This is a genomic window from Paracoccus sp. P2 (genome assembly GCF_046335115.1).
Taxonomy (GTDB): Bacteria; Pseudomonadota; Alphaproteobacteria; order Rhodobacterales; family Rhodobacteraceae; genus Paracoccus; species Paracoccus pantotrophus.
Genome location: NZ_JBGOSN010000011.1, coordinates 14,160 through 40,352 on the forward strand (window position 1 = coordinate 14,160; position 26,193 = coordinate 40,352).

Annotated in this window: 22 protein-coding genes and 3 pseudogenes; 9 read left to right on the top strand and 16 right to left on the bottom strand. The window is 59.3% G+C overall.

The features are described from left to right. Nucleotides 1-96 precede the first annotated feature (96 nt). Nucleotides 97-1,629 carry an IS21 family transposase gene (gene istA, locus ACDP63_RS09055; protein WP_409927921.1) on the top strand — a complete coding sequence of 511 codons (1,533 nt, stop codon included), beginning with the start codon at nucleotides 97-99 and terminating at the stop codon, nucleotides 1,627-1,629. Further along, nucleotides 1,619-2,401 (top strand): IS21-like element helper ATPase IstB, encoded by a 783-nt coding sequence (gene istB / locus ACDP63_RS09060; RefSeq protein WP_377731491.1) that lies wholly within the window; start codon nucleotides 1,619-1,621, stop codon nucleotides 2,399-2,401. The genes istA and istB overlap by 11 nt, the downstream gene beginning before the upstream one ends. Before the next feature lie 78 nt (nucleotides 2,402-2,479). On the opposite strand, the gene ACDP63_RS09065 is transcribed toward istB, so the two are convergent. Then, nucleotides 2,480-3,454: a copper ion binding protein gene (locus ACDP63_RS09065; RefSeq protein ID WP_409927922.1), complete on the bottom strand. Its 975-nt coding sequence runs from the start codon at nucleotides 3,452-3,454 to the stop codon at nucleotides 2,480-2,482. Between the two features lie 162 nt (nucleotides 3,455-3,616). Between ACDP63_RS09065 and ACDP63_RS09070 the strand changes: the two genes are divergently transcribed. Then, nucleotides 3,617-3,823, top strand: a complete 207-nt coding sequence (locus tag ACDP63_RS09070; protein ID WP_174034565.1) for a heavy-metal-associated domain-containing protein — start codon at nucleotides 3,617-3,619, stop codon at nucleotides 3,821-3,823. 18 nt (nucleotides 3,824-3,841) lie between these two features. Here the strand turns inward: ACDP63_RS09070 and ACDP63_RS09075 are convergent, their stop codons facing one another. Continuing rightward, nucleotides 3,842-4,819 carry a GlxA family transcriptional regulator gene (locus tag ACDP63_RS09075; RefSeq protein WP_409927923.1) on the bottom strand — a complete coding sequence of 326 codons (978 nt, stop codon included), beginning with the start codon at nucleotides 4,817-4,819 and terminating at the stop codon, nucleotides 3,842-3,844. A 107-nt stretch (nucleotides 4,820-4,926) separates the two neighbouring features. On the opposite strand from ACDP63_RS09075, the gene ACDP63_RS09080 reads away from it, so the two are divergent. The 3 genes from ACDP63_RS09080 (at nucleotide 4,927) to ACDP63_RS09090 (ending at nucleotide 8,874) form a co-directional block, all read left to right on the top strand. After that, nucleotides 4,927-5,475: a cysteine hydrolase family protein gene (locus ACDP63_RS09080; RefSeq protein WP_409927924.1), complete on the top strand. Its 549-nt coding sequence runs from the start codon at nucleotides 4,927-4,929 to the stop codon at nucleotides 5,473-5,475. Nucleotides 5,476-5,645: 170 nt separating this feature from the next. After that, nucleotides 5,646-5,942 carry a hypothetical protein gene (locus tag ACDP63_RS09085; RefSeq protein ID WP_409927925.1) on the top strand — a complete coding sequence of 99 codons (297 nt, stop codon included), beginning with the start codon at nucleotides 5,646-5,648 and terminating at the stop codon, nucleotides 5,940-5,942. Nucleotide 5,943: 1 nt separating this feature from the next. Continuing rightward, nucleotides 5,944-8,874 (top strand): UvrD-helicase domain-containing protein, encoded by a 2,931-nt coding sequence (locus ACDP63_RS09090; RefSeq protein ID WP_409927926.1) that lies wholly within the window; start codon nucleotides 5,944-5,946, stop codon nucleotides 8,872-8,874. Here the strand turns inward: ACDP63_RS09090 and ACDP63_RS09095 are convergent. The 6 genes from ACDP63_RS09095 to ACDP63_RS09120 form a co-directional block, all read right to left on the bottom strand. Beyond that, a complete protein-coding gene (locus ACDP63_RS09095) occupies nucleotides 8,871-9,188 on the bottom strand; it encodes a nucleoside triphosphate pyrophosphohydrolase (protein WP_409927927.1) in 318 nt (105 codons plus the stop codon). The genes ACDP63_RS09090 and ACDP63_RS09095 overlap by 4 nt on opposite strands. Continuing rightward, nucleotides 9,189-10,067, bottom strand: a complete 879-nt coding sequence (locus ACDP63_RS09100; protein WP_409927928.1) for a phosphorothioated DNA-binding restriction endonuclease — start codon at nucleotides 10,065-10,067, stop codon at nucleotides 9,189-9,191. Between the two features lie 163 nt (nucleotides 10,068-10,230). After that, nucleotides 10,231-10,392: a hypothetical protein gene (locus tag ACDP63_RS09105; protein WP_409927929.1), complete on the bottom strand. Its 162-nt coding sequence runs from the start codon at nucleotides 10,390-10,392 to the stop codon at nucleotides 10,231-10,233. Beyond that, nucleotides 10,392-11,471, bottom strand: a complete 1,080-nt coding sequence (locus ACDP63_RS09110; protein ID WP_409927930.1) for a hypothetical protein — start codon at nucleotides 11,469-11,471, stop codon at nucleotides 10,392-10,394. Before ACDP63_RS09110 ends, ACDP63_RS09105 begins: the two co-directional genes overlap by 1 nt. Further along, on the bottom strand, nucleotides 11,461-13,044 hold the full coding sequence (locus tag ACDP63_RS09115; protein ID WP_409927931.1) for an ABC-F family ATP-binding cassette domain-containing protein: 1,584 nt from the start codon (nucleotides 13,042-13,044) through the stop codon (nucleotides 11,461-11,463). Before ACDP63_RS09115 ends, ACDP63_RS09110 begins: the two co-directional genes overlap by 11 nt. Before the next feature lie 363 nt (nucleotides 13,045-13,407). Further along, nucleotides 13,408-13,680 carry a hypothetical protein gene (locus tag ACDP63_RS09120; protein WP_409927932.1) on the bottom strand — a complete coding sequence of 91 codons (273 nt, stop codon included), beginning with the start codon at nucleotides 13,678-13,680 and terminating at the stop codon, nucleotides 13,408-13,410. Nucleotides 13,681-13,925: 245 nt separating this feature from the next. On the opposite strand from ACDP63_RS09120, the gene ACDP63_RS09125 reads away from it, so the two are divergent. Both ACDP63_RS09125 and ACDP63_RS09130 read left to right on the top strand, forming a co-directional pair. Next, the gene (locus ACDP63_RS09125; protein ID WP_409927933.1) at nucleotides 13,926-16,076 is read left to right on the top strand and encodes an esterase-like activity of phytase family protein; all 2,151 of its coding nucleotides are present in this window, start codon (nucleotides 13,926-13,928) and stop codon (nucleotides 16,074-16,076) included. 300 nt (nucleotides 16,077-16,376) lie between these two features. Next, nucleotides 16,377-16,844 (top strand): annotated as a pseudogene (locus tag ACDP63_RS09130) (tyrosine-type recombinase/integrase); the annotation flags it as partial. Nucleotides 16,845-17,014: 170 nt separating this feature from the next. Here ACDP63_RS09130 and ACDP63_RS09135 read toward each other — a convergent pair. From ACDP63_RS09135 to ACDP63_RS09160, 6 genes and pseudogenes are all read right to left on the bottom strand, one after another. After that, complete coding sequence (locus ACDP63_RS09135) at nucleotides 17,015-18,034, bottom strand: hypothetical protein (RefSeq protein WP_409927934.1); 1,020 nt, start codon at nucleotides 18,032-18,034, stop codon at nucleotides 17,015-17,017. Further along, a complete protein-coding gene (locus ACDP63_RS09140) occupies nucleotides 18,031-18,711 on the bottom strand; it encodes a hypothetical protein (RefSeq protein WP_409927935.1) in 681 nt (226 codons plus the stop codon). The genes ACDP63_RS09135 and ACDP63_RS09140 overlap by 4 nt, the downstream gene beginning before the upstream one ends. A gap of 882 nt (nucleotides 18,712-19,593) precedes the next feature. Next, nucleotides 19,594-20,241: a hypothetical protein gene (locus tag ACDP63_RS09145; RefSeq protein WP_409927936.1), complete on the bottom strand. Its 648-nt coding sequence runs from the start codon at nucleotides 20,239-20,241 to the stop codon at nucleotides 19,594-19,596. After that, the gene (locus ACDP63_RS09150; protein WP_409927937.1) at nucleotides 20,219-23,320 is read right to left on the bottom strand and encodes a class I SAM-dependent DNA methyltransferase; all 3,102 of its coding nucleotides are present in this window, start codon (nucleotides 23,318-23,320) and stop codon (nucleotides 20,219-20,221) included. The genes ACDP63_RS09145 and ACDP63_RS09150 overlap by 23 nt, the downstream gene beginning before the upstream one ends. Nucleotides 23,321-23,413: 93 nt before the next feature. Continuing rightward, a complete protein-coding gene (locus ACDP63_RS09155) occupies nucleotides 23,414-23,704 on the bottom strand; it encodes an XRE family transcriptional regulator (RefSeq protein ID WP_409927938.1) in 291 nt (96 codons plus the stop codon). A gap of 63 nt (nucleotides 23,705-23,767) precedes the next feature. After that, a pseudogene (locus ACDP63_RS09160) lies at nucleotides 23,768-24,003 on the bottom strand (DUF2274 domain-containing protein). Between the two features lie 193 nt (nucleotides 24,004-24,196). On the opposite strand from ACDP63_RS09160, the gene ACDP63_RS09165 reads away from it, so the two are divergent. Further along, nucleotides 24,197-24,502, top strand: coding sequence for a hypothetical protein (locus ACDP63_RS09165; RefSeq protein ID WP_167874355.1), 306 nt, complete (start codon nucleotides 24,197-24,199; stop codon nucleotides 24,500-24,502). A 24-nt stretch (nucleotides 24,503-24,526) separates the two neighbouring features. Here ACDP63_RS09165 and ACDP63_RS09170 read toward each other — a convergent pair whose 3' ends face one another. Both ACDP63_RS09170 and ACDP63_RS09175 read right to left on the bottom strand, forming a co-directional pair. Beyond that, nucleotides 24,527-25,519 (bottom strand): ArdC family protein, encoded by a 993-nt coding sequence (locus tag ACDP63_RS09170; RefSeq protein WP_409927939.1) that lies wholly within the window; start codon nucleotides 25,517-25,519, stop codon nucleotides 24,527-24,529. Continuing rightward, nucleotides 25,465-26,088: pseudogene (locus ACDP63_RS09175) on the bottom strand (ATPase, T2SS/T4P/T4SS family); the annotation flags it as partial. The gene ACDP63_RS09170 and the pseudogene ACDP63_RS09175, both read right to left, overlap by 55 nt. Nucleotides 26,089-26,193 lie beyond the last annotated feature (105 nt).

The following is a 26,193-nucleotide window of genomic DNA, read 5'->3' on the forward strand; positions in this document are numbered from 1 at the left end:
ACGTGACCCGGTATCCGGCAAAATTTTCATTGAGAATTGACCCATGTGACCCTTCTCCCAACGCAGCAAGCGACGGGGGACCGAGGAGTGATCCACATGGGACTTTTGAATGTCATCCGGCGGATGGCCCTGCGACAGAAACTGCCGATCCGTGAGATCGCACGTCGCACAGGTTTGTCGCGCAACACCATCAAGAAGTATCTGAACTCTGGCACGGTCGAGCCGAAGTTCGCGGTTCCGGAGCGTCCGAGCAAGCTTGATCCTTTTGCGGACAAGCTTGCGGGATGGCTGAAGACCGAGGCGTCCAAATCACGTAAGCAGCGCCGTCCACTGACACGGCTTCACGCTGATCTCGTGGCTCTTGGCTTCACCGGTTCTTATGGCAGAGTTGCGGCCTTCGCCCGGGCGTGGCGAGCAGACCGCCAGCGTGAACAACAAACGACGGGGCGCGGCAGTTTCGTGCCACTGACCTTCCGAGCGGGTGAAGCCTTCCAGTTCGACTGGAGCGAAGATTACGCGGTTCTTGGCGGTGAGCGCACAAAGTTGCAGGTTGCACATATCAAGCTGTCTCACAGCCGGGCGTTCCTCGTGCGGGCATATCTGCTTCAGACCCACGAGATGCTGTTCGATGCCCACTGGCACGGCTTCCGCGTTCTGGGCGGTGTGCCGGAACGTGGCATCTACGATAACATGAAGACAGCGGTGGATCGGATCGGGCGCGGCAAGGAGCGACAGGTCAACATGCGTTTCCTCGCCATGGCCAACCATTATGTCTTCGAGCCGGAATTCTGCAATCCGGCCGCAGGTTGGGAGAAGGGTCAGGTCGAGAAGAACGTCCAGGATGCACGACCGCGGCTTTGGCAGCCGATACCGGACTTTCCCGATCTCGCGGCGCTGAATGATTGGCTGGAACAGCGCTGCAAGGAGCTCTGGCAGGAGATCCCGCATGGCCGTCTGACTGGGACTGTGGCCGATGCTTGGGCTGAGGAACAGGCCGCGCTGATGCCTGTGCCGCCGGCCTTTGATGGCTTCATCGAATTGAGCAAGCGCGTCTCTCCCACCTGTCTGATCAGCTTCGAGCGGACCCGCTACAGCGTGCCGGCGTCGTTCGCGAACCGCCCTGTCAGCCTCCGCGTCTATCCTGACCGGCTCGTCATCGCCGCAGAAGGCCAGATCCTATGCGAGCATGCACGGCGTATTGACCGCTCCCACCAACTACCGCCGCGAACGGTCTACGACTGGCGGCATTATCTGGCGGTCATCCAGCGCAAACCTGGCGCGCTCAGGAATGGCGCTCCGTTTGCCGAACTGCCGTCAGGATTCAAGCAGCTGCAGGAACAGATGCTGCGACGTCCTGGTGGAGACCGTGAGATGGTCGATATCCTTGCATTGGTCCTGCACCATGACGAACAAGCTGTTCTGACCGCTGTGGAACTGGCTTTGGCCGAAGGGGTCGCGACCAAGACCCACGTGCTGAATATCCTACATCGCCTGATTGATGGCAAAACCAACGATGGGCCGCTCATCGATACGCCACAAGCGCTCGCGCTGCGCCGCGAGCCCAAGGCAAATGTCGGGCGCTACGACGATCTGCGGGCCCACAGCACCGGAGGCCGCCATGCGTCATGATCCCGCCAGCGGCGCCGTCATTATCATGCTTCGTAGCCTCAAGATGCATGGCATGGCGCAGGCCGTGACCGATTTGATCGAGCAAGGCGCGCCTGCATTCGAAGCGGCAGTCCCGATCCTAACCCAGCTGTTGAAGGCGGAGATGGCCGAACGAGAGGTTCGGTCGATTGCCTATCATATGAAAGCGGCACGCTTTCCGGCCTACAAAGACCTGTCTGGTTTCGACTTCTCAAGCAGCGAGATGAATGAAGCCACGGTGCGCCAGCTCCATCGATGCGAGTTCATGGAGGGGGCGCAGAACATCGTGCTCATCGGTGGGCCCGGCACCGGAAAGACCCATGTTGCGACCGCGCTTGGCATCCAGGCCATTGAGCATCACCGCCGCAAGGTGCGGTTCTTCTCGACCATCGAATTGGTCAACGCGCTTGAGCAGGAAAAGACGAAGGGAAAGGCAGGCCAGCTTGCCGAGACCCTCGTGCGCCTCGACCTCGTGATCCTCGACGAGCTGGGTTACCTGCCGTTCAGCGCCTCAGGCGGCGCACTGCTCTTCCATCTGCTGAGCAAGCTTTACGAACGCACCAGCGTCATCATCACCACAAATCTCAGCTTCAGCGAATGGGCCACGGTCTTCGGCGATGCGAAGATGACAACGGCGCTGCTCGATCGGCTTACTCACCGTTGCCATATCTTGGAAACCGGTAACGACAGCTTCCGCTTCAAAGCCAGCACCGAAGCAGCCGCCCGAAAAAAGAAGGAGGCTGCGATGACTTGACCCAAACATGACCCGCTTCGCATAATCTAAAGGTGGGTCAGTTCTCGGTGGAAAAGCCGGGTCACGTCTCGACGGAAATCAACAGTCACGCTCCACGCGCGCGGTCTTCGGCTGCAGCCCGACCAGCCGCTTGATCGCCTCGGAGGTACGGCCCTTGGCCTTCGCTTCGAGATAACGGCCAAGCAGGATCAAGGTGACGATGACCGCCGCGGCCTCGTAATAGACATTGGCCGTGCCTGCGGGCAGCACCTGCGGCGCAAAGGTCGCGACCACCGAATAGCCCCAGGCGGCGGCCGTGCCGACCATCACCAGCGAGTTCATGTCCGGCGTGCCGCGCAGCATCGCCGGCACGCCCCGCTTGAAGAAAATTCGTCCCGGTCCAAACAGCACGGCTGTGGTCAGCACGAACTGGATCAGCCAGCTCGTCTGCATTCCGATCGTGTTCATCACAATGTCATTGATCGCCGGCACGAGGTGCGAGCCCATCTCGATGACGAAGACAGGCAGCGTCAGCACCGCTGCGACGAGAAGCGAGCGGCGAAGGCCGTTCATCTCACGCTCGCGGGCCTCCCGTTCGCGCTCGGTTGCTGCGTCGTCGCCGCCGATCCGATGCGGCTCGTAACCGGCGCCGCGGATCGCGGCCTCCAGATCCTCAAGCGATGCGACACCGGCAAGATAGCGCACGCTGACCCGTTCGGTCGCAAGATTGACCGTGGCGGCATTGACACCCGGCACAGCGTTCACGGCCTTTTCGACATGGGCGACGCAGGACGCACAGGTCATTCCCGCTACACCGAATTCGGCCGTTATTTCAGGCACGCCATAGCCCGCGCCTTCGACGGCGCGGACGACAGCGGCCGCATCGGGCTTGCCCGTGAAAGCGACATCGGCGCGTTCGGTCGCCAGATTGACGCTCACCTTTGCCACATCCGGAAGTTTGGCGACCGCCTTTTCCACATGGGAAACACAGGACGCGCAGGTCATCCCTTCAATCGGGATGCTGAGCGTGGAGCCGTCACCGGCCCCGTGCTGCAATGGAACGACATTGGTCATGGCAGTCTTCCTTCTCAAATCCATTCCACCCCAGATAAGGCTTCCAACAATGGGAAGGTCAATGCTTGCGAACAAGATCTTTTTTTCTGGCGGCCACGCTTGACCTTGCCATCGTGGCAACGTCCATATCAGGCAGCGGACACACCATTGAGGAGAGTTCGCATGTTCCAGTTCACCATCCCCGGCATGACCTGCGGCGGCTGCGCCCGCCGGGTCACCAATGCGATCCTGAGCGTCGATCCGCAGGCGCAAATCGTCACCGATCCACCGTCGCGCGACGTGAAGGTCATCTCAAAGGCAAACGAGCAGGCGCTGCTCGCCGCGCTCGGCGAAGCCGGCTATCCAGCGGAGCAGCCAGCGGCCGCATGATCAGACTGGCCGCGTCTCTCACGAGGCGTGGCCGAAGCGCTGGCGGTATTCGCCCGGTGTCAATCCGATGAACCGGGCGAATATCTTGCGGAAGGCCCCCGGATCGGCATAGCCCGTCTCCCAGGCGATCTGCTCGACCGTGAGCGCGCTGAACTGGAGCAGCTCACAGGCCTTACCGACGCGCAGCCGCTGCCCGTATTCCGACGTCGTCATGCCGGTCGCCTTGCGGAAACGGCGCAGGAAGGTGCGCCGTTCGAGACCTGCTTTCGTCGCCAGCGTTTCCAGAGTGATGTCCTTTGCCCCGGTGTCCTGTAACCAGCGCTGAACCTCCAGAACGGCGGCGTCGCCGTGACCCGTCCGCGGCGAGAAGATGCTGTAATAGCGTTGCTCGCGCCCCGGCGGGTCGACCAGCAGGAACTTTGCTGCCTGGGTCATCACCTCCGCACCGCGCAGGCGTTCCACCAGCCGCAGGCACAGATCGGTCCACGACATCACCCCACCTGCCGTCAGGATCTGGCCACCATCGATCAACAGCCGGTCCACATCGACCGGCACGCGCGGAAAGCGGTCTCGGAACTGGTCTTCGAGAATCCAGTGCGTCGTCGATGGCCTTCCGTCGAGAAGGCCGGTCTCCGCCAAAAGGAACGCTCCGGCGCAGACCGAGGCGAGAATTGTGTCGGCGGCATGGCGCTCGCGCAGCCAGGCGAGATAGGGCGCGGCAACTTCGGCCGTCGCCGGAGAACCGAGGCTGGGCGGCAGGATCAGGACATCCGGTCCGATGCCCATGGACGTACCACTATTGTAGACCCGCTGCGGCGGGCTGCCTTCCTTCTCGATACGCCAATGACTGACGGCGATCCGGGTCGGCCCGGAGGTCGCGTGCGGGGCCGGGAACCGGTTGGAAACGACGAAGAGATCGGTCATCGCAAGGATCGCCGACATCTGCGCGCCCGGATAGAGCAGCAACCCGACCTCTGTCTCCTGTTCCGCAGCCATTTGTCACTATTGCCCATGATTATGTCGATATCGCCAATGGGCATAGGCCGGGGCGGCCCCTATTGTCCAGTCATCGCAATCTGATCAGTAAAGAGAAAGGACAAGTCATGAGCAAACGCGCCATCGTCGTCGTCGATCTCCAGAACGACTATTTTGCCGGCGGGAAGTACGAACTTGTCGGCATCGACAAGGCCGCCGAAAACGCAGCCCGTGTAATCGAGGCGGCCCGCGCGAAGGGCGATCGCGTCATCCACGTCCAGCACATCTTCCCCAGCCAGGACGCGCCGTTCTTCACGCCCGATTCAGAAGGCATCGAGATCAATCCGGTCGTCGCTCCGCGCGAGGACGAAACGGTCGTGGTCAAGAATTACCCGAATTCCTTCCTCAAGACCGAACTGAAAGAGATCCTGGACGCCAACGGGATCGAGGATGTCGTGGTCGTCGGTGCGATGAGCCATATGTGCATCGACGCGACCACCCGAGCCGCCAGCGATTTCGGCTACAAGACGACTGTCGTTCAGGACGCCTGCGCGACGCGCGATCTGGAACATGAGGGGGTCACCGTGCCGGCTGCTTCCGTCCATGCCGCCATGATGTCGGCACTTGGCTTCGCCTATGCGACAATCACGGATACCGAGGCTTACGTCGCGCAGTAGCTGTACGCCAATGCCTGATGACGGCCACAGCCGTCATCAGGTCCTCTGGTCCGGTGATTTCCGTATTCACCGGACCCAGAGCGAAATCCATCTGCCGGGGCACGAATACTGCTCCTAGCGGATGGCGCATCTGTTTGCGGCAGCATCAGCCTAACGAAGCCACGCAGGCCATGCTGATCAAGGGCGATAACCGCATGAGCACGTTGGCAACGTGTCTTGCCGCTGCGCCGGATTATCACCTGAAAGAAGGTGAAGCCGCCGCGCTAATCGAGGCGCAGATCGCGGCGGTCGCTGCGAATTGGGACGAAATCTGCAAGCAAGCCGAACTTAGCCCCGTCGACCGGAAGCTGTTCGCCGGACGGCAATTTCTGAACAGCTTCTGCCTTCAAGGTCTGGACGGCTACAAAGCCTTGCAGGACGCCTTTCATGCCGGACGTGAGACTTTGATCACCAGCGGAGACGCCTGATATGGCGTCGCCGAAAACGCTCAAGAGAAGTCCGCTGTCAGGCGCTGTGCTTCGCCCACTCGGGCTTTCGTCCTGGGGAGCGGAGCAAACCGATTCAGGCATCAGCTTCCACGGCGGCGCGCGAAAGCAGGTGCCATTCTCGGACTGGGCAGGTCCTGCAAAGCTCATCAGTACCCTTGGCTTCTCGACTGTCTCAGTGCCGCTCTCAGACGGCACCGAGGTCAAGCTTGCCGGTATCAAATCCAGCGAAGCGACACGTTTCATATCGACCTTGAATGATGCCTTTCGTGAACACATCACGCGGCAATTCAAGACAGCGGAAGATGAACTCAAGGCGCTGGAACAGGCCATCGATCGCCTGAACCAGCCGCGGCGCTATCTTGCCGCCTGTCTGCTGGCGCCCTTCCTTGTGCGCGCGACCAAGGCGATAGACTCTCTGCCCGCGCTCATACCTGACGGCGTCCTCAGCGTCTCTGATCAGCGCCTCCTTGATGCCGTCAGAACTTTCAAAGGCGCCCCAGAACTGGCGCGCAAAGCGGCGATCGAGCGCTTCATCGAAACCGAACTCGCCGACATGAAGGCGTTCTTCGATACGATCGAATCCAATCCGCTGACACCAGAGCAGCGCCTCGCCGTAGTGACAGATGAGGACGCAACCCTCGTTCTCGCCGGCGCCGGCTCTGGCAAGACCAGCGTGATCGTTGCCAAGGCCGCTTACCTGATCGAGCGGGGCATACGGCAGCCGGAAGAAATCTTGCTGATGGCGTTCGGCAAGGACGCGGCATCTGAGATGGCAACCCGCATCAAAGAGCGCTCTGGCGCATCTGTGGACGCTTTGACATTTCACGCCCTTGGCAACAGGATCATCCGTGAAGTCGAGGGCACCGGCCCTGCGCTGGCAGATCACGCCAGCGATGACGCGAAGTTTCGGGCGCTGCTGCGGGACATCCTCGTCAACGAGATAGCCCCCATGGCAGGTCTTGGAACGCTCCTTCTGGATTGGTTTTCCGAGTTCTGCTGGCCGTACAAGAGCGAGTGGGATTTCAAAACGCAGGGCAAGTATTTTGAGTGGGTGGAGGCGCACGAGCTGCGCACCCTGAACGGTGATCGCGTCAAAAGCTTCGAAGAGTGGGAAATCTCGAACTGGCTTTACCGCAACGGCATCGCACACGAATACGAGCCCGTTTACGAGCACGAGCTCCCGGCGGATGCACGCGGTCCCTACAAGCCGGACTTCCGGCTGATCGAAAGCGGCATCTACATCGAGCATTTCGGCGTCCGAAAATCGCGCGGGCCAGATGGCATGATGCGCCTAACCACTGCGCCCTACATCGACCGCGACCGCTATCTCGCAGACATGGCCTGGAAGCGCGAACTCCATCAGGCAAGAGGCACAACTCTGATCGAAACGTTCAGCTATGAGAAGGTCGAAGGTAGACTGCTGGACGGGCTCAAAGAAAAGCTGGCACCCTATGTCGAGCTCAAGCCCATTCCCGACAGCGAGGTCTTCAGCACCCTGTCCGAGATGGGACAGGTCGATGCTTTCACCCAGACCCTCGGTACTTTTCTGCGCCACTTCAAAAGCGGCGGCGCGACCATCGCGCAGTGCAAGACGCGGGGTGAGTCTTCCGAAGACAAACCGCGCAGCCGCGCGTTCATGAAGATCTTCGAGCCGTTGATCGAGGCTTACGAACAGCGCCTCGGTGACATGATCGACTTCGAAGACATGATCGTCCGCGCAACAGAGCACGCAGAAAACGGTCGCTATCAGAGCCCCTATCGGCATCTGCTTGTTGATGAGTTCCAAGATATCTCGGAAGGGCGAGCACGCCTTCTTCGCGCGCTGAAGGCGCAGCATTCCGATGCTCGCATCTTTGCGGTCGGTGACGACTGGCAATCGATCTACCGCTTCACGGGCTCCGACATTCACCTGATGCGCAATTTCGGCAAAGAGTTCGGCGGCAGCTTCGCCGGCGCCGACGACGTACACAGCACGGTGGATTTGGGACGTACATTCCGCAGCGTTGATAAGATCGCCCACCCCGCGCGCAGCTTCGTGCTGCGCAACCCGGCGCAGATCAAGAAGACGGTCGTTCCTGCGGGAACGGCGTCTGCTCCGGCCATCATGGTGGCCTACTACAGATGGGGACAGGAAGGCGCGGCGCTAAATGCTGCACTTGAACGGCTGTCCAAAGAGGCGCCGACCGGCACGAGCGTACTGCTGCTCGGCAGATACCACCATGCTAAGCCCCAAGGTTTTGCTGCACTCTCGGCCAGCTTCCCGAAGCTTTCGATCCGCTTCATGACCGTGCACGCGTCAAAGGGTCTTGAGGCGGATCACGTCATCATTCTCCGCGCGGTGTCCGACACAATGGGGTTCCCGTCAGAGATCGTCGATGATCCCCTGCTAGACCTTGTCTTGCCCGAGCCCGAGAACTTCGAGCACGCCGAAGAGCGCCGCCTTTTCTATGTGGCGCTTACCCGCGCCAGGAAGTCTGTCACCGTACTGGCGGACAGAGAAAAGCCATCGAGTTTCGTCCGAGAACTCGTCAGTTCTCCGGACTACGAAGCCATCGAACTCGGCGAGCCAGGCATAGCGGAACATCGCTGCCCTTCTTGCGGCGGGCGTATGCTCGCACAGTCGGCACGTAACGGCGGCACGTACTTCTCCTGCGAACACCGCAATCTGTGCGGTCAGAAGCTAAGCCCGTGCAGCGTATGCGGCAGCGATTTGCCGGTCAGAGACAAGTCGCACCCCGACAAGATGATCTGCAGCTGTGGCGCAGAGTTCCCTGCCTGTCCCGAATGCGAAGACGGATGGCTCGTCGAGCGCAGAGGACGACGCGGAAAATTTCTTGGCTGCGTGACTTATCCAGCGTGCAAGGGTAGCCAACAACTTCCCAAAACCGACGAAAACACCAGAAACCGCTAGGCATCGCCTTGGTAGAATAGTCCCTTTGAGAAGCTCCCACGGTCTCCGCGTTTCCGCGCGACCAGTTCCAATAGATCGAACTCTTTGCAGCCGTGCTGCTCCGCGATCGCGATGAGAACTTCGATCATGTCGGCCAGTTCTTCTAGTTTTTCGCCGTCACTGCCGGCAGCGAGGAACTCGCCATGTTCTTCGGTCAGCTTTTCGCAGAGCGCATCCAGCAATTCCTGACCACACAGCTCACGGACGAGGGGCTTGCGGCCTTCCGCAGCAATCAATTCGGGAATACGATCCCTGACAATCTTGCCCGGAGCCATCTAAACTACGCCTTTAAAAATCTGTTCGTTGTGCCATTGGACGTACTGCGGTGTCGGAAGCATCGCCTCGCTGCGGGGAAGAGAAATTTCCTTCTCGTGGAACTCGTCATTTAACTTCCGCCCCCAGTCCCCGACGACCCGTTCAGACACTCTGACCTTCATCAGCTTGTCGACAGTGATGGCACCAAGATCGAAGAGTTTGTGATGAATGACGCACAGGGATAGGCCGTTATTGATCTCGTCAGGGCCGCCGGCGGAGTGCATTTTGATATGGGCTGCCTCAAGGGCAACAGCCGCGCCGTTCATCTTGATGTCGTACTTGCAGACGCAGCATTGCTCGTAATACGCAGACAGCACATTTACCCGAAAGCGCGGATCACGCTTGCGGCGGATCACGGCCTCGATTTCATCATTGCCGAGATAGAGGCCTACAGCTTCTAAGATATCCTGATGCAAGCTCGGCGGAAAATTCCGTTCCAGCAGATTCAGCGCGACATTGTCGATGAGCTTAGGGTCGGCTTTAAAGGCGGCGAGTACTTCGTCCGAGAACCCAGCTTGTAGTCTCCGGTCTCGGGCTTCAACTAAACTAAGATCGCCTGACGCATTCTTCTGATGCGGCTCGATCCACCAGATGTTGCTCTTGTCGTTGGCCAGGCGAACGAAGGGATAGGCAACGGTCGTCTTGGCGCGGAACGGCCCGTAGGTTTGGATGAGCGGGCTTACGGCGTCTTCGGCATCATTGAATACGATCCGCTCGGCATTCTCGTTCTTCAGCTTGGCGAGTGCGTATAGCAGGAGAAGTGGCTTGTGCGGCGCAAGCTTGCCGTCTTTTGCAAAGGTGCGGATCGTATCAAACCGCCTTAGAAGATCATCCGCCACGCGCCCGCCCCGCCTTCGAAAGAATTGTTCTTATTTTCAATAGACTATCAGATTGTAGACGATCCGCAAAGCTGACACATAGATTCTTTCGCCCTGCTTCGCCGGAGCCGTCCGTCACCCCTCACTGGCTGAAAGGGGTGCGGCGGCGGAGACGATGCAGGCGTCAAACCCGCCCTGCTTCGCTGGTGAGTTCCCGAGGCCAATGCTCTTCGAAACCTTCCCGATTTGAGCGCTCATGACGCCGCAAATTCGGATCATTCAAAGAGATTGGCTTCACCATGGTGATCACCGGCACGATGCCGATCATCATGACGATTAAGATCATCAATCCCCCCGCCGATAGCCGTAGCCTTTGCCGCGCCCGCGACCATGCTTGTGCCCTTTGTCCTGACCGCGCCGCTTCCAGCCGCGGCGTGGTTTGCGACTACCTTCTTCCTCACCTTCACCATGATCATCGCGACCATCGTCCGCTTCCATTGCTGCGGCTTCTTCATTGAACTCGCGACCAAAGGCGCCTTCTTCGAGAAGTCGCGGATCGGTGCGCAAGAATTCGGCTTCGGCGGATGCTTCCCGCACCTCCAGACCTTGCGCTTTTGCTGCAGCACGAAGCTGCTCTTGGCGCAGCATTCTCTGCAGCGCCTCGCGCTTGAGATCGCGCTCAAACGAAGACTTCTCACGCTGTTCGATCTTTTCCATCGAACGCTTCTTGCCTGCCGATGCTATGCGCTCACGGCCATGTCGGCGGGCAAGCGCTTCCTGTTCCAGGCGATGCCGATCACGCGGATCAAGCCCTACTTTCTCGGTGATATGACCGAGCACTGAACGCAGCGCCGGACGGGTATCGATCAGCTCCGCCACCCGCGCTCTCATGCGGAATAGCAGGCCGCCGCTCTCTGCTTTTTGTGCAGCATCAAGGGCGAGTTTTTCGTCCTGTTGGCGGGTCAGCACCTCCTGCTCGGCCTGCACAAATTCAAGGCGGCGGGCGCGCTGCGCCTTCTCCATTGCTGCGCGCTTTTCATCGATGCTGCGCTGATGACGATCATGATCGCCATGCTGATCATCCCGGTGATCATGCTGGTCATGCTGATCGCGCCGATCAAGCACATGGTCATCGTGGTGATGATCATGTTGCGCGTCCTGCTGTTCACGCCGGCGCTCTTCCTGTGCAGCAAGGCGGGCTTTCGCGAGGTCTTTGGCCTGGTCAACGGATGGCAGCCCATGGGCGTCAAGCGCTGACAGCCGTGCGTTTATGTCCTTCGCGCGGACGCCCTTCACGTAGCGCGAAAGGCTGTGAACGTCACCGAAACTATCCACCACGACAAAGGCGCGGCTGTCGCCCTTGGCGAGCACATAGCCCTTCTCTTCGAGCGCGTTCACAAAGGCCGCAGCACTGTCATGCCCCAAGATCAATCGTCCTGTCCGGTGCGAGGGATTCAAGGAATGCCGTGTCATGGCTGATCGCTAAAACTGCCCCATCATAAGCAGCCAGCGCAGCCTCAAGTGCTGCGATACCATCCAGATCAAGGTGATTGGTCGGCTCGTCCAAGATCAGCAACGGCGGCGGCGGGGTAGCTCCGAGGGCATAAGCCAGACCAGCGCGCAGACGCTCGCCCCCGCTCAACTCTCCCGCGTAACGCAAGGCATCCGCCGCGCGGAAACCGAACCTGGCCAGTGCCGCGTGAGCGATATGGGGATCAGCCAAGGGGTTAAGGTGACGGAAATTGTCGCGAAGGGACAAAGCTGTGTCGATCAGGTGGACATGCTGATCCAGCACGGCAAATGGAACCGAAAGCGCCACGAGGCCACTTTGCGGCACGATCTGTCCGGTGATGATCTTCAGAAGCGTCGTCTTTCCGCTGCCATTCGGCCCGGAAATAACAATGCGCTCGGGACCGGTCACGGTCAGCGACAGATCACGGACCAAGGGATGATCGGGGTCATGGCCGCCCGTCACATTCTCCAGGCGCAGCACCGTTCTTCCGGTCGCGAGGCCGGTTGGGGGGATGTCCATGCGCAAGGGCTGCAGGATTTCGATCTTATCGCGGGCGGCGGACAGCGCCTTATCTGCTGCCTCGCGCCGGGCATCGCGCAGGCGGACACCCGCACCGCCCGACGCTTCGGCCCGCCCCTTGGCGGAGTCCATCAGGATTTTAGGCTGATCGCCCTTCGCTCGCGCCCGGTGTCCGGCACTGTCCTTGCGGACCTTACGTTCGCTTGCCTGCTGCGCGCGACGGGCAGCCTCGGCGCGGGCTTTCTCTGCGTGCGCGAGGACACGCGCTGCCGCATCCATCTCGGTGTCCTTCCTCTGCCGGAAATCGCTGTAATTCCCGCCATACCGGGCCGCGCCAAGCGAGGTGAGTTCGACGATGGCGTCCATTTCTTCCAGAAGCTCGCGGTCATGGCTGGCGATGATCGCACCACCTGCCCAACCCCGGATGAGGTCAATCACCGCCTTGCGACCGTCCCGGTCGAGATTGTTCGTCGGTTCGTCCAGCAACAGAAAATCCGGCTCGGCAAAGATCAGGGCGGCAAGAGCGGCACGGCTGCGCTGGCCGCCGGAGAGCGTCGCCAGGAGGGTCTGCGGCCCGAGCGACAAACCACAGCGCAAAAGCGCCCCTTCTATCCGCGCGGGCAGGGTCCAATCCGCGTCAGCCAGTTCATCGGCATCCGCAAGCCCTGCCTCCGCCCGGTCAAGTAGATCGAGCGCGGGTCGTGCGCCGAAAAGATCGGCGATGATGTCATCGGGCCGCTCCATCGCCTCCTGCCGCATCAACGCGATGGAGCCGGTCACGCGGACCTGCCCCGAAGCGGGATGCTGGTCCCCCGAAATCAGGCGAAGGAGGGTGCTCTTGCCGATGCCGTTGCGCCCGACGATGCCGGTGCGCTCCAAGCCGAAAGTCATATTGAGGTCGGTAAGAAGGGGCGCGTCGTCAGGCGTGGACCAGCACAGGCTGGAAAGGGAAACGGATGCAGGCATGGGACAGAACTTCTCGCAGCGAAATCGAAGGGGCGAATGCGGCGAGGTTCAGGTCCATGTTGATGGCATCTCCAGTTGCGGTATGTCTCAAAAATAGTGGCCGATCGGCGATCTTGCAAGCCAGGGCCAACGGAGCTTTTGGGCTCGAAGCCGACAGGCGGCGGCGCAGCGAGCCTTTCTCGGGGCCCGCGCCGCCGAATCGACGCGCCCGGCCCAAAGCGGACTGTCGGACATTACCTCCGCTGCGATGCAGCATTCCCAACTGCCGTCGCTCAGACGTGTTGCAGCATGCCAATATGCCGCTAGTAAGGGAGGTCCTCGTCAGTTCCGCAAATAGGGTCACGCCAAAGTTGCAGTAGTCTTCTAGGCGATTACTTCTATCTCGTCAGGCTCGAACCACTCTTGCTGTATCATTGCGTCGCGCGCCAGAATCGGATCAGCGGTGTAGTAAACGACGGCGAGGCTTTGCTCGGCGCGGCTGCAGGTCCCGTAGAACAGCCGCCGCGTCCGATCGATAGTCGTCTCTTTCCCGGCCGCTTCATTCTCAAGATCCGTCTTGCTCTTCGCCTTCGTCTCGAAAAGCTTGTCATAGGCGAACATGAAACCACGGGCTTCATCGTCGCTAACGACAACCATTACCCTTGGAAATCCGGCCCTTTTACCCCTTGGTGCATGTCGAACTGCGAGGCGGCACGAACGTAGCGATCATATTGCTCGATCTGATCGAAGGGTGCCTTCAGTGCCAAGCGCCACCCCCCGAACCATCGCCACCAAACGGCGTGAGTGCGGATTTACAGAGATGTCACCCCTTGTTCGCACGGAGGTTACAGAAGGCCTTCACCCGGTTGTGATCGACTTCTTAATTCGACTGGGATTGCCGCATGACCTTCAAATCTGCCTGCCTCACCTCGATCATCGCGCTCTGCGCTGGTCCGGCTTTGGCCGAAATGCACTTCAATCGCATCGCGTCTTTCGCAACACCGCACAACAACGCCGATGCTGCTGCCAACTCGTCAGCCGAGATCATCGCCGCCTCGGAAGACGGCATGACCCTGATTTACACTGATAGCCCGTTGGGCGTTGTGGGGCTGATTGATATTACCGATGCCGCCAAACCGAAGGCCAAAGGCAATATCGACATGGGCGGCGAGCCAACCTCGGTGACGGTCATTGGCAATACGGCCTTTGTCGCGGTGAACACTTCGGAAAGCTTTACCAATCCGTCGGGCAAGCTGGTTTCGGTGAACCTCGCCAACGGTTCGGTGACCGGCGAATGTGATCTGGGCGGGCAGCCGGACTCGACCGCGCATGATGCGGCGGGTGGCATGGTTGCGGTGGCGATCGAAAACGAGCGTGACGAAGACTTCGAAGATGGCCGCGTGGGCCAGCTTCCGGCAGGCTACATGGTCACTGTCGGGGTCAAAAACGAAGCCCTCGCTTGCGACAGCTTGAAAAAGATCGATGTCAGCGGCCTGACCGAAATTGCCCCGGAAGACCCGGAGCCGGAATTTGTAGATATCAACGCGCAGGGCGAGATTGCCGTTACCCTGCAAGAAAATAACGCAATCGTGGTGTTGAACGCGGATGGGTCGATTCAGAACCAGTTTTCGGCGGGTGCGGTCGATCTGGTCAATATCGACGCCACCGATGAGCGCGCGGCACTGCTGTTTGCGGAAAGCCAGCCGGGGCGCCTGCGCGAGCCCGACGGTCTGCAATGGATCGACGCAGACCATGTGATGATCACAAACGAGGGAGATATGGACGGCGGTTCGCGCTCGATCACCGTGTTCCACAAAAATGGCACGCTGGTTTGGGAATCCGGCAACGCCTTTGAAACCCCGATCATTCAGGCCGGGCATTACCCGGACAAACGCTCCGACGCCAAGGGCGTTGAGCCGGAAGGCATGGAAATCGCCACCTTTGGTGAAACGACCTACGCCTTCATTCTGTCCGAGCGCTCTTCGACGGTTTCAGTTTACGACGTGACCGACCCTGCTCATCCGCAGTTTAAACAGGTTTTGGCATCGGGCATCTCGCCCGAAGGGGTGATTGCGATTCCCTCGCGCGGACTTTTTGCAACCGCCAACGAGGTTGATCTCGGCGAAGACGGCGGGGCCCGCGCCCATGTGATGATTTACGAGTTACAAGACGCCCCGGCGGCCTACCCGCAACTCACTTCCGAGGGCGCAAATGAGCTGATTGGCTGGGGTGCAATCTCGGGCATGACCGCAGGCGACGATGGCATGATCTATGCTGTCAACGACAGCTTCTATGGCTTCCAGCCGCGCATCTTCACCATCGACCCAAGCCAAACCCCAGCCCGCATCGTTTCGGCGCTCGATGTGACCCGTGCAGGCCACCCGGCGCAAAAGCTCGACATGGAAGGTATCACCTCCGATGGCAAGGGTGGGTTCTGGGTTGCCTCAGAAGGCCGAACCGACCGCCTCGTGCCGCACGCGCTTTACCATGTGAAGGCGAATGGCGAGATCAAGGAAGAGATCGCACTGCCCGCCGAGCTTCTGGCCGTTGAAACGCGCTACGGCTTTGAAGGCATCACTAAGCTGGGCGATACGCTTTGGATGGCAGTTCAGCGCGAATGGGGCGATGACGAAAAAGGCTTCGTCAAGCTGCTCGCCTACAATACAGAAACCAAAGACTGGGGCGCGGTCCGTTACCCGCTCGACAAGGTCGAATCCGGTTGGGCCGGGCTCTCGGAAATCGTCGCGCATGGGGATTACGTCTATCTGATCGAACGCGACAACCAGATCGGCGAAGCGGCAAAGGTCAAGCAGATTACCCGCGTTGCCGTCTCGGAACTGGTGCCTGCGGCTCTGGGCTCGGACCTGCCGGTGGTGACCAAAGAAGTTGTGCGTGACCTGATCCCCGATCTGGCGGCCAATGGTGGCTATGTGGTGGACAAGATCGAAGGCATGGCGATCGCGCCCAACGGCACGGCCTATATCTCGACCGACAACGACGGTGTTGATGACAGCTCAGGCGAAACCTTCTTCTGGTCGATCAGCCAGTTCTGATTGACCGACAACAGGATCACGAAAGGGGCGCCTTGGCGCCCCTTTCGCGTGCCGCTGCACATTTGGGGGCCGAGGTCACAGCAAAGGCACGACATGCAAATCGCGACAGTCGCCAATGTTTATTCGGAAGCAACGCGGTCAACGGCTGTTTCTTCGATTTGCTGCGGGAGCAATGCCGCAACTTCACCGTCTGCAAACCGCCCGCGAGGCTGCACAGAGCCACTCGGGCGTCTCATGATACCATCGATCTTGTCGGATCATCCGAAGTCAGGGCGGGGTCGGAGGACGGGAGGTAACACCATGTCCACCAAAAATCTTCCTGCGATCCGCCCCGAACGTCCCGCTTGGAACAAGGGACGTATCATCGGCCAGAAGCGCCCCCTGCTGCCCAAACACGTCTGGTCGATCCGCGTCCGCCTGGAGATGGCGGACAACCGACGCGACCTAGCGTTGTTCAACCTGGCTGTCGACAGCAAGCTTCGGGGCTGCGACCTGGTCTGCCTGAAGATCCGCGACGTCTTTGCGGCCGGGCGGGTCAAGGATCGTGCTTCCGTCACACAGAGCAAGACAGGCAAACCGGTCCGGTTCGAAATCACCGAGACAACGCGCCAGTCGCTTGAACGCTGGATCGCCGATCCAGAGATGCTTGGGCTAGAATATCTCTGGCCCAGCCGTCTCCACGGCAGCCCGCATCTGTCGACACGGCAATATGCGCGTATCCTGCGCGAATGGGTTATGTCGATAGGGCTTGAGCCAAGCGCCTACGGGATGGTCGTCTGAAAGCGGGCGGAACTCGATCATCATGCGATGCTGCCACAGAGGCCCAACCGAGGCCAGATCGAAGGATCGCCTTCTACGAGTGGGCGAAGCGGGAGTGTTTGGCTCGCTGTTGCGGAGAATATCGGCCTTATTCTCCGCACTTTCTGCGGTGAATGCCCTTAAGCTGGAAGTATGAGGAGAGGCTCCTCCTTTTCGCTTTCAAGATCTTTCAGGTAGGCAGGGCCGGAAATCTGTTTTTTGATTAGGTTCTGGGCCAGTTCTGATTGCGAGCTGATTGCTGCAACGCTGTCGCGCAAGCCCTGCACCAACACTTCTGCCTGCGGCAGCGCCAGACGTCGCGCCTCAGCGTAGTAAATGGTGTCCGGAGCGCCTTGGCTACAGAGTCGCGCGAGAGCGTCAGGAGTAAGCGACTGGCTTAGGTTGAGGAAACGTTGCGCGCGCCTCTCGGCCAGCTGCTTTGCCGCTTCCAACTCGTCGATCGTAAAGAGGGCACGCAATCCGGCCTCATGGCAAAGCCTGATCGCAGCAGCCAATGACCAAAGCAAATCCAAATCTGCCGCTGTTATGGCCACATTTTGCATGGAGTCCGACTTCTGCTGGAAATGGGCCTCAAGCCGACCTGCCGATATTGCAAGTGTTTGTTCAGCAGCCTCAGCGCTGCTCACCTTGTTTGAACGAGCGGACAGCGTGTCTACCGTATCCAGCTGAGTGCCAACGTCGGCGAAAATCATGCGCACATCATCGGCGCGGCGATCCGAGGTGACATTGGCGATCTTGGCTTCGATGGTTCCGAGATGAGCCTCAATCCCCTTCAGCCGTTTCAGCATGATGGAAAAACCGACCACAGATACCCCCAGCCCAAGGCCGGCAACCGCGAGTGTCCCTAGTTGTAGGTTTTGCAGCATGACCAGAGAGGATTGAATCTCGGCCAATCGCGATTTGATCTGCTGGTTCTGGATGACACTGGCGGCCCCAAGCCCAAGATTCGCAAACCCAACGACGGGGTTGCCGCCACTGTTCATGACGCTGCTGAGAATGGTTTGTAGCATTCCCGTTTCTTGCAGAAATCCGACGCCGCGTCCGGAAGCGACGTCACGGACGACAGACCCTGTAACCTTGTAGAGGCCCGAAGCGACACCGTGGACAAGCTCTGGCGGAACTGCACGCAGAAGTATCATTGAGGCGCTCCTTGAATCCGGTTGCGGCCAGCTTGGACAATGGCGGCCTGTATATCACTTAGCACGCACCGGGCTCCGGGCTTTTCGCCAATCCCAAACACCTGGCGACCTGCCTCGCGATGAAGCCGACTGCAAAGGCGCTCCCGAGCTTTGGCTTTCGCGTATTTTAACGACTGCGAACCTGTGAGAGTGGCAAGCCCAATTCCTGCGGCACCGATGGCAAATAGAGGCCAGCTGATTGCTGACGTCCCCCAGAACGCCAGGACGCTTGTGCTCACTGTCGCGAACGAAATCACGGTCGGGATCGCTGCGAGGGAAGCACCGATCAATCCGACACCAGCTATCGCAGGTAGTGCTTTGTTCACTTGCTCCCAGATGTCGCTATCGAGGTTAATGCTTCCCGGAAGTTGCAGAAATGCCTGATCCAATTCTGCCTCAGCGCGGGTTACCGCTATTGCAAGCTGGTCAGAGCTCCAACGCTGAATGGTGGCTTCTGACAGCGATTTCAGCGGGATCGTAGAGCGAACGAGATTGACTATGCTTGCGTCTTCAGCTTGCTCTGTCAGGTTTTCGAGAAGAGCAGGAAACGCGTCTTCCAGCTGGAAAGAGATTGCCGCCAGCTGCGTGTCTCTCCACGCCAGAAATTCCAGCTGTGCAGCAATAGCCAGAGAACTCAATGGGCACCCCTTGTAAGCCGATTCAGCCAAAGGGTTAGCGGACACAATCGCGTGCGTCCAGCATAAGGCGCTATGGCCCGAGAAATCCGCACAGCGCGATACGATTGTTCCAGTCGCCTTCCCTGTTGGCCTGTCGGAGGGGTTCTCGACCGATCCGGCGAAGATGACGCAGTGGCGGGCCTACTCGGAGGGAACGGCTCTCGAAGGACGTTCGCTCGCGGAGGTCACCGCGGAGATCTGGGCTTGGCTTGAACCGGCATGCAGGGCGGAGGCATGATTGCAGCGTCCGGCGACGATTATCCGCACCGTCGGTGGGGGCCTCGTCGAACGTTGACCAGGTGTTGACAAGAATTTGGAATCACGAAAGCCGAGCGTCATGCTCGGCTTTGAAGTCTTTGATATTATTGGAAAGTTTTGGTTGCGGGGGCACGCAACTACCGATGCCAACATTCCGTGGCAGTGGAAATCTAGACTAGGTGATTGGCTCTAGCCTACCTAGATGAAGCAAGCTTTTTTGTGCCAAGTGGATGGGGTCTCTGGCAGCCGCCTCACATACTCAGTAAGTAAGGTCCGGCCTGACCGCTACCCGCGCACCTGAGCCACGGAAACGCCCGACGCCGCCGTCTGGAAACAGATCGAACGCTTCTCCTCATCCGTCCAAAATCGCTTCGTCCGACGCGCCACGCCATCACCATAGTGTCCACTATCGAGGGTGGAGACTATCCCGCACTCTCACCCCGCGGCAGGGCGGTCAGGCAGGACACTTACCTCAGTAATCCCGCTCGTGCAAACGCTGCTTGATCGACATACAGCTGGCGACACCGACTATATGAGCGGCGACGCTCGTTCCACTTCACTCACGATCAGACGCTATGTCTACGGCTAAGGCCAAGCTAGCAAAGTATGAGCCACCTCAATTAGATGCCCGGTAACACAAGCGTGCGTCGTATGGAAGCGAACGGGCCGACCGCTTACGATAGGAGCATCCCGCTCAGACTGAAGCCCAACGGTAGCGGATCGAAGTGCTAGAATTCTCTTGACGCCACGCCGTGCCACATCCGTTTTCGCATTCATGACGTATCCCAGCATCATCGCCAACGGCAGGCCGTTGGAGTATTGGCCGGTCACAAATCGCATCAATCCTTCATCGACATATTCGCCAACCAATGCACGGACACCAGTCTTATAAGGGACATTCAGCCGTTTGCACTCACAGGCTAGATAGACATCCTCATCATCACCGATCGTCAGGACGAAGTCGATACTGCTAGGTGCCGATACGTTACCGCCGCCGTCTTCCGCGAGCAACTTGTATTGATAGGTGATCCGCCCCGGAACCAGCTTCGTTCGGATCAATGACTGAACGAGGTGCACGGTGATGTGATCCTCATGCGTCATCGCATTCTTTTTGGATTGAAGCGGCGCAATACACACGGGCCAAGCCGCTTCAACCGCATCGGCGATACGCTCTTCAAGACCTCGAAAATGGGGGAGCCACGAGTTTAGATCACCGGCCAGCATATTCACCACCGGCCTTGCCTTGGCGAGCGACGACAGCAGTAAACTCGGCGGCAATCTGCTCCGCATCCGCCAAGGCTGTCGATCTCAGCCAATGCCGGAGTTGCATCGGCTTGACCAAATACATGTCGCTCCCGATAACGAAGCGAAGATCTGGCACCAACTGCACGTTCCCCGGCAGGCGGACTGGCAGATTAGCCTGAATCGACTGAAGGAACTGTCCGACCTCTGGAGATACCTCTTCCCCATATTCATCCCCCTCGGAGGCGATAGTCAGTCTCAAAACCGCGACATCAGCTGATTTGGCGGCGAGCGACGCTTGAATAGGTTGCCGAAAACAGGGCGCAAGGGCCTCCCGAAGCGTAGCGGCATAGGCGGAGCGGTGTTCGTATCTGCTATTGGCCCAGATTTTTTGAAGACCCGCGCTGCGTCGAGGCTGCATCGCAGGAATGATATATCGGAACGTGTCTTCAATCAGCGCAATTTCGTGCGCATTCAGACCATAATAATCAAAGACTAAGTGATCGATTTCATCGAGAGCATCGGATTGTATCGAAAGCGATTCATCGGCCTTCGCAACCTCACGATCGATCAGTTGGATGATCTTTTCCTCCGCGACCGCAGCTCTTGCTGGATCAGGCATATTCACCGCTGCGTCGAACGGTAGCTTCAACAATTCGCCCTGATGAACCTTGGCACGGTCAGTACCAAGATTGGCGGTTTCGTGGAAATAGACCCACGCCGCCAGACTACTGTTTAGGACAGCAGTCATAACCTTTGCGGCACGCTTTTCCTGCTCGGGAAAGGCTATGGCTTGAATGGAATGATGGAATACTAGGCTTTGCTCGCAGTAGGCTGCGCGAACGCGACCGATAGAACGCTCGACACCCTGTGGGATCAATATATGCGGGCCAATAAAGCCTTCGGCAAAACCTGCGCGGTGAACAATTGACGTCGACCAAGGATCAGCCTCAATCGTCGGGAGGGCTATCGATCGAAAGGCTCTGGCATTCAAAAACGGGAAAAGGGTGACGACTTCCGAAGTGGTGACGTCGTAGTCTGGATCGTCAAGCCGGTATTCCTGAGCAGGCTTGAACCCTTGCCCAATGACCCAGTCCTTCGCCCGATCAACCGTGGCATTGGCTTTGCTGACGTCCTTATATTCTTTGATAAACGTGTTCAGTGCGGGGATGGTCCGCAAATACTGAAGCAGCGTTTCCTCCGGGCCACGCGTCCATAGCCGGCGCTTGAACAACGTCGGGTCTTCACCGACCAGATCCGAACGGAATTGAAGGCGATCAGCGCGCGATAAGGTCATCAGCCGCTTGAGTCGTAAATTTAGATCAGCTTTCGGCACCCAATATTCGAAACGATAGGTAGGCTGGTCGCCCTGTGCTGGTGCATAAAGAACGAAAGCCGTTGGCCGCTGCGCGCCATCAAACAACTGGAAGCAAAGGTCCGACAGATTCACAATCCGCCTGACCCGTGCATCGCGTAAAAGCCGTCGTCGCGCGTCTTGAGCCTCTTGCGAGGTGTTGTGCAGGATGCCCATCGCCGGCAACAAAAACGCGACGAGTCCGTCCGGCTTGACCACTTTCAAAGCCTTCCAGACGAAGCCCCAAGCAATATCTTTGGCAGGATTTGGATAACCATTAGCCTTTGCCCATATCTGGGCTGTCGTGACCTGACCGCTCCGTCCCTTCCAGGGTGGATTCCCGATAACCGCATCAAATTTGGGTGCATCCACAAGCTTGAAAAAATCCGACGCTGGGAGCAGCGTGTCGCCGTAGAGTGACGGCAAGAGCTTCCCGGCTTTCAGAAGTGCCGGTAGGTCGGGCGGGTTGGATTGTTCCAATAGCGCGATGTAGAGCGAGAACGCAGCTACACGAACGGCAGAGGGATTGATATCTCCCCCATGTAACCGGCGCGCAATAGACTTCAGTTCGTTCCACGAAGCATGGCGTTTATTCTTGATCCGGCAATGGTGTGCGACGAGGCGCTGGAACAACCGAACAAGAAAAATTCCCGACCCACATGCTGGATCGCAGAATACACCCTTTGCCCGCTGCTCATTGGATAAATCATCCCAAAGCTGATTGACGACGACATCCGCCAAGAACATCGGTGTATAATAGGCACCGTCAGCACTCTTCTTCTCGGCCTCTTCCTTCAGGAAGCGATCATAAACCGCACTGATGAGGCCAATCGACATATATCGGAAATCATAGCCCCATAGACGAAGCTGGCCGGATGCTATCTCTTCGCGTCCATGCCGGAAACGCGCGAGCGTTCGTAGATGCCGCACCGCCAGCTTCGGCGGCGTCGCATCGCCTGTTTCGAAGGCGCAGGGGGCATTGAAGAGATTGCCGTTGAACGCACTCCTTAACCATACAAACAGCGCTTCGAAGTAGGCTGGCGAATCTGCCTCCAACATCTCCGCGAGGCTGGAACATGCTTTGTTGGACGCCTCCTGAAACACCACCTCCTTGAGGATCTTGCGATCTTCAAGATACGCGATGAACATTGTCTGCATGAGCAGCGCTTGGGCTGCCTCGCCACCGAGATCGCCCCGGATGTCGCGAAATGCCTCCAGCAGGTTCGACAACAGCACGCTGTCGACACGATCATCGGGGTTGAAATATTTGTCGTTCTCAAACCAGAACCGCCCGGACTCAGTAGAATCGATCAGTTCCCGAAGTTTCAGCGCATCCGAAAGAAGCGATAGCGTCATGATCAGACGAGGATCGCCGTGCTGGCACTCCTGACGCTGGAATGGCCTCTGGACAAGCGAATAGGCGACAAGCTCATCCTCCTTCAGGACGAGCAAAAGGCTCATCAGGCCCTGATTCCAGAGAACCCGGTGTAATTCGTCGATCCTGGCGAGCGATACATCTGGCTCGTTCAGAAACCCGACCGTCGGAACGTCCTCGATGCAGAAGACAGCAGATAGGCCAAGATCGGACAAGGCAGAGCGGATCGCATCAGCATGCGGCCCCGGCTCAACATCGGACGGAGACGTGTAAAATTCGGGCGCCGTCCGACGATCTAGCGCGAGGGCGTCCCGCCAGTGCGAAGCGAAGCTATCCGCCATGCCTCACCTCCTCTCGCGTCATGGGATGGGCATCAGCATCGCATAAAACAGAACACATCAAAAACACTGCAAATGTATGGGCTATCCTGGCGCTCATTTATCCAGCTCCAGCACCCCTTGCGGATCACCTGCAAATTTTCCGGCCTTGGCGGCACCTCGTGGCTTTTTCTTGCCCGGCTCGAGGCGTTCGAAAATCGAGGTGTAATCAATATTGCGACACGCCATTTCGGCAAGAAGGCTCGCGATTACCGCGAGATGGATTGGGACATCACCTTTCTTCTTGTTGTTGGAAACTGAATTCGGTTGCATGCTCATAAGTTCTGCGAAGCGCCGGACAGTGAGCCCCGCCTTGTTGAGTTCGATGATGAAATCGTCGTAGGTCACGGCAGCCTTCACCCATGATTTAATGAGACTAGCACATAAAATCATGTGCCTACAATCGCCTTCTTACGTGGCTGTGCCAGGCTGTGTCTGCCGCTGGGCCTTCGCAAATGCCCGGCTGTTACAACGAACCGCTCCAGCGTAGGCACGATGAGCCTGACGGGATCGGCAGCAGGCTGACCGCTCTCACGAGCCAACACCTGAGCGTAAGCGGCCAGATCGCGGTGGAGCTGCGCGTGAAGTCCCATCGTTACCTTCACCGGTTTATCGTCGGCCAGCGGGCCGAGTTTCAGCTTGATCATGTTCAACCTCCAGCGTTCTCGAATACGAGGTTACGCGGTACGATCACGCGGACCGGGTAGCGATCCGCGTTCGAACAACCCGGCGGCGCGACGCTTCGATCGAGGATCAGTTCCGCATCAGCCGCGAGCCGGGAAGCGCCAGGGCTGGCAGGTGGTCAGCACCTGCTAGGATGCGGCGATCTCGGGCTCGAGCATGATCCTGCGGCCGGGCATCCAGTCCCTGTTGCAGGATAGGCAGGCAGGCCGGTTCGACATGGTGCTGCCCGCCACTGACAAAGAAACCGCGCCAATGAATACGCCGCTCACCTATGATGATCTCGCCCGCTGCTCCGACGATGAGCTGTATGCTCTGCACGACGAGGTGTTCATCCGGCTGGTGCGCAGCGCTCCGGGGTCCTTCGGCCGCAGCATCGCAATGGCGAACCTCAACACGATCAAGACCGTCTTGCTCGCTCGCGCGAGCGTGCAATATGCCGACCTTCCGGCTGCGACGCGATGAGCCGCAGCCGGAAGACAAAGCGGCCTATGCGGTCGCCCGACCCTCGCCCTGAAGGCTGGCGAGATAGTCGCCGGCCTTGCTGGCGGCGGAGGCCGCCGCGAAGATCGCCTTGCGGTCAGCCTTCATGATCCGCATCCAGTGCTCGATATAGGCGGCATGGTCGGGCCGGGGCTCGACCGTGATCCCGAGATCGCCGCAGAGGAAGGCGGCCCCCAGCTCGGCGACAAGCTCTTCCATAGCATAGGCATCATCGCCGAACCGCTCGCCGAACTGGCGATCGAGGCGATGCCTGGCGCCGGACCAGTGGGTCAGCTCGTGCAGCAGAACCGCATACCAGCCTTCGGTGGCCGTGCTGGTCTTCGTGCCAGTGAAGCGGAAGCGGTCCGGCATGGTGATCGTGTCGCCGGCGGGGCGATAGAAGGCCCGGTCCCCGCCCTCGCGGATGATCGCGCCAGTTTTCCGGATGAAGCGGTCGGCGGCCTCGATCGGGTCGATGGGATCGGCGGTCTGGTCGATTTCGGGGGCGGTGTAGCCATCCACCTGCGCGACGTTGAAGACGCGCGATGCCTTCGCCATGTAGCGGCGGCCCTTGCCGTCCTCGGCCTCGTCGTCGGCGACCTCGAACTCCTTGTAGAAGACGATGAGGGAGGCCTTCTCGCCCTTGCGGACCTGCGCGCCACGCTCCTGCCACTGACGGTAGGTGCCCCAGAGCCCGTTGCCGTAGCCGCCATTGATGGCCGCAGCCCAGAGGGCGACCGTGTTGATGCCCCGGTAAGCCTTGCCGCTTTCCACATTCATCGGGCGGGTGACGCCCGATTCTGAGCGGTGCCAGGGCATTTCGACCGGCCCCGTACCGGCCTCGATGGCGGTGATGATCTGATCGGTGATCGCCTGATAGACGTCGAACCGTTCGGTGGCTTTCACCGCGTTGAAAAGGCCCTGCACGTCCTTCTTTGCGGGCAAAGCGTCGCCACGCCGTCTTTCGTCCGCATGGCGACAAGATTGGGCGCGGCGCATTGCAGCTCGCGCGTGTCCTCGATGATGACGACGCGATCGGCCGTCTTCGCCACCTCGGCGAGCAGCGCATTGGTCAGCGTCGTCTTGCCGGTGCTGGTGCCGCCCGCCACGAGGATGTTGGCGCGGGAAGAAACGGCTGCCCGTAGGGTCGCGGCCTGATCGGCGGTCATGATGCCGGTGGCCACATAATCGTCGAGGCTGAACACCGCGACGGCGGGCTTGCGGATGGCGAAGGCCGGCGCGACGACTACGGGCGGCAACAGCCCCTCGAACCGCTCGCCGGTCTCGGGAAGCTCGGCCGAGACACGCGGGCTGCGGGCATGAACCTCCGCACCGACATGATGGGCGACCAGACGCACGATGCGTTCGCCATCGACAGCCGATAGTAGTTCCCCGGTATCGGCCAGCCCTTCCGACAGCCGGTCCACCCAGATGCGGCCATCCGGGTTCAGCATCACCTCGATGATTGCAGGGTCTTCGAGAAACCGGGCAATGGACGGCCCGAGCGCCGTGCGCAGCATGCGCGCACCGCGCGCGATGGCTTCCTGTCTGTGGTGATTGACAGTCATATCGACCCCGTCGCCTTCGGGGCGCGCGACAGACGCCCCCCTGATCGGGGTCGATTAAAACAACCTGATTTTTGTCCGCTTCAACAAGTATTTACGCGCGTGCGG

Coding starts and splice junctions, on each gene's coding strand:
- ACDP63_RS09080 (WP_409927924.1), top strand. CDS start 4,927: ATGAGCAAACGCGCCATCGTCGTCGTCGATCTCCAGAACGACTATTTT.
- istA (WP_409927921.1), top strand. CDS start 97: ATGGGACTTTTGAATGTCATCCGGCGGATGGCCCTGCGACAGAAACTG.
- istB (WP_377731491.1), top strand. CDS start 1,619: ATGCGTCATGATCCCGCCAGCGGCGCCGTCATTATCATGCTTCGTAGC.
- ACDP63_RS09135 (WP_409927934.1), bottom strand. CDS start 18,034: ATGATACTTCTGCGTGCAGTTCCGCCAGAGCTTGTCCACGGTGTCGCT.
- ACDP63_RS09115 (WP_409927931.1), bottom strand. CDS start 13,044: ATGCCTGCATCCGTTTCCCTTTCCAGCCTGTGCTGGTCCACGCCTGAC.
- ACDP63_RS09120 (WP_409927932.1), bottom strand. CDS start 13,680: ATGGTTGTCGTTAGCGACGATGAAGCCCGTGGTTTCATGTTCGCCTAT.
- ACDP63_RS09085 (WP_409927925.1), top strand. CDS start 5,646: ATGCTGATCAAGGGCGATAACCGCATGAGCACGTTGGCAACGTGTCTT.
- ACDP63_RS09070 (WP_174034565.1), top strand. CDS start 3,617: ATGTTCCAGTTCACCATCCCCGGCATGACCTGCGGCGGCTGCGCCCGC.
- ACDP63_RS09170 (WP_409927939.1), bottom strand. CDS start 25,519: ATGCGCCGCGCCCAATCTTGTCGCCATGCGGACGAAAGACGGCGTGGC.
- ACDP63_RS09165 (WP_167874355.1), top strand. CDS start 24,197: ATGATCCTGCGGCCGGGCATCCAGTCCCTGTTGCAGGATAGGCAGGCA.
- ACDP63_RS09065 (WP_409927922.1), bottom strand. CDS start 3,454: ATGACCAATGTCGTTCCATTGCAGCACGGGGCCGGTGACGGCTCCACG.
- ACDP63_RS09075 (WP_409927923.1), bottom strand. CDS start 4,819: ATGGCTGCGGAACAGGAGACAGAGGTCGGGTTGCTGCTCTATCCGGGC.
- ACDP63_RS09090 (WP_409927926.1), top strand. CDS start 5,944: ATGGCGTCGCCGAAAACGCTCAAGAGAAGTCCGCTGTCAGGCGCTGTG.
- ACDP63_RS09105 (WP_409927929.1), bottom strand. CDS start 10,392: ATGATCTTAATCGTCATGATGATCGGCATCGTGCCGGTGATCACCATG.
- ACDP63_RS09125 (WP_409927933.1), top strand. CDS start 13,926: ATGACCTTCAAATCTGCCTGCCTCACCTCGATCATCGCGCTCTGCGCT.
- ACDP63_RS09150 (WP_409927937.1), bottom strand. CDS start 23,320: ATGGCGGATAGCTTCGCTTCGCACTGGCGGGACGCCCTCGCGCTAGAT.
- ACDP63_RS09095 (WP_409927927.1), bottom strand. CDS start 9,188: ATGGCTCCGGGCAAGATTGTCAGGGATCGTATTCCCGAATTGATTGCT.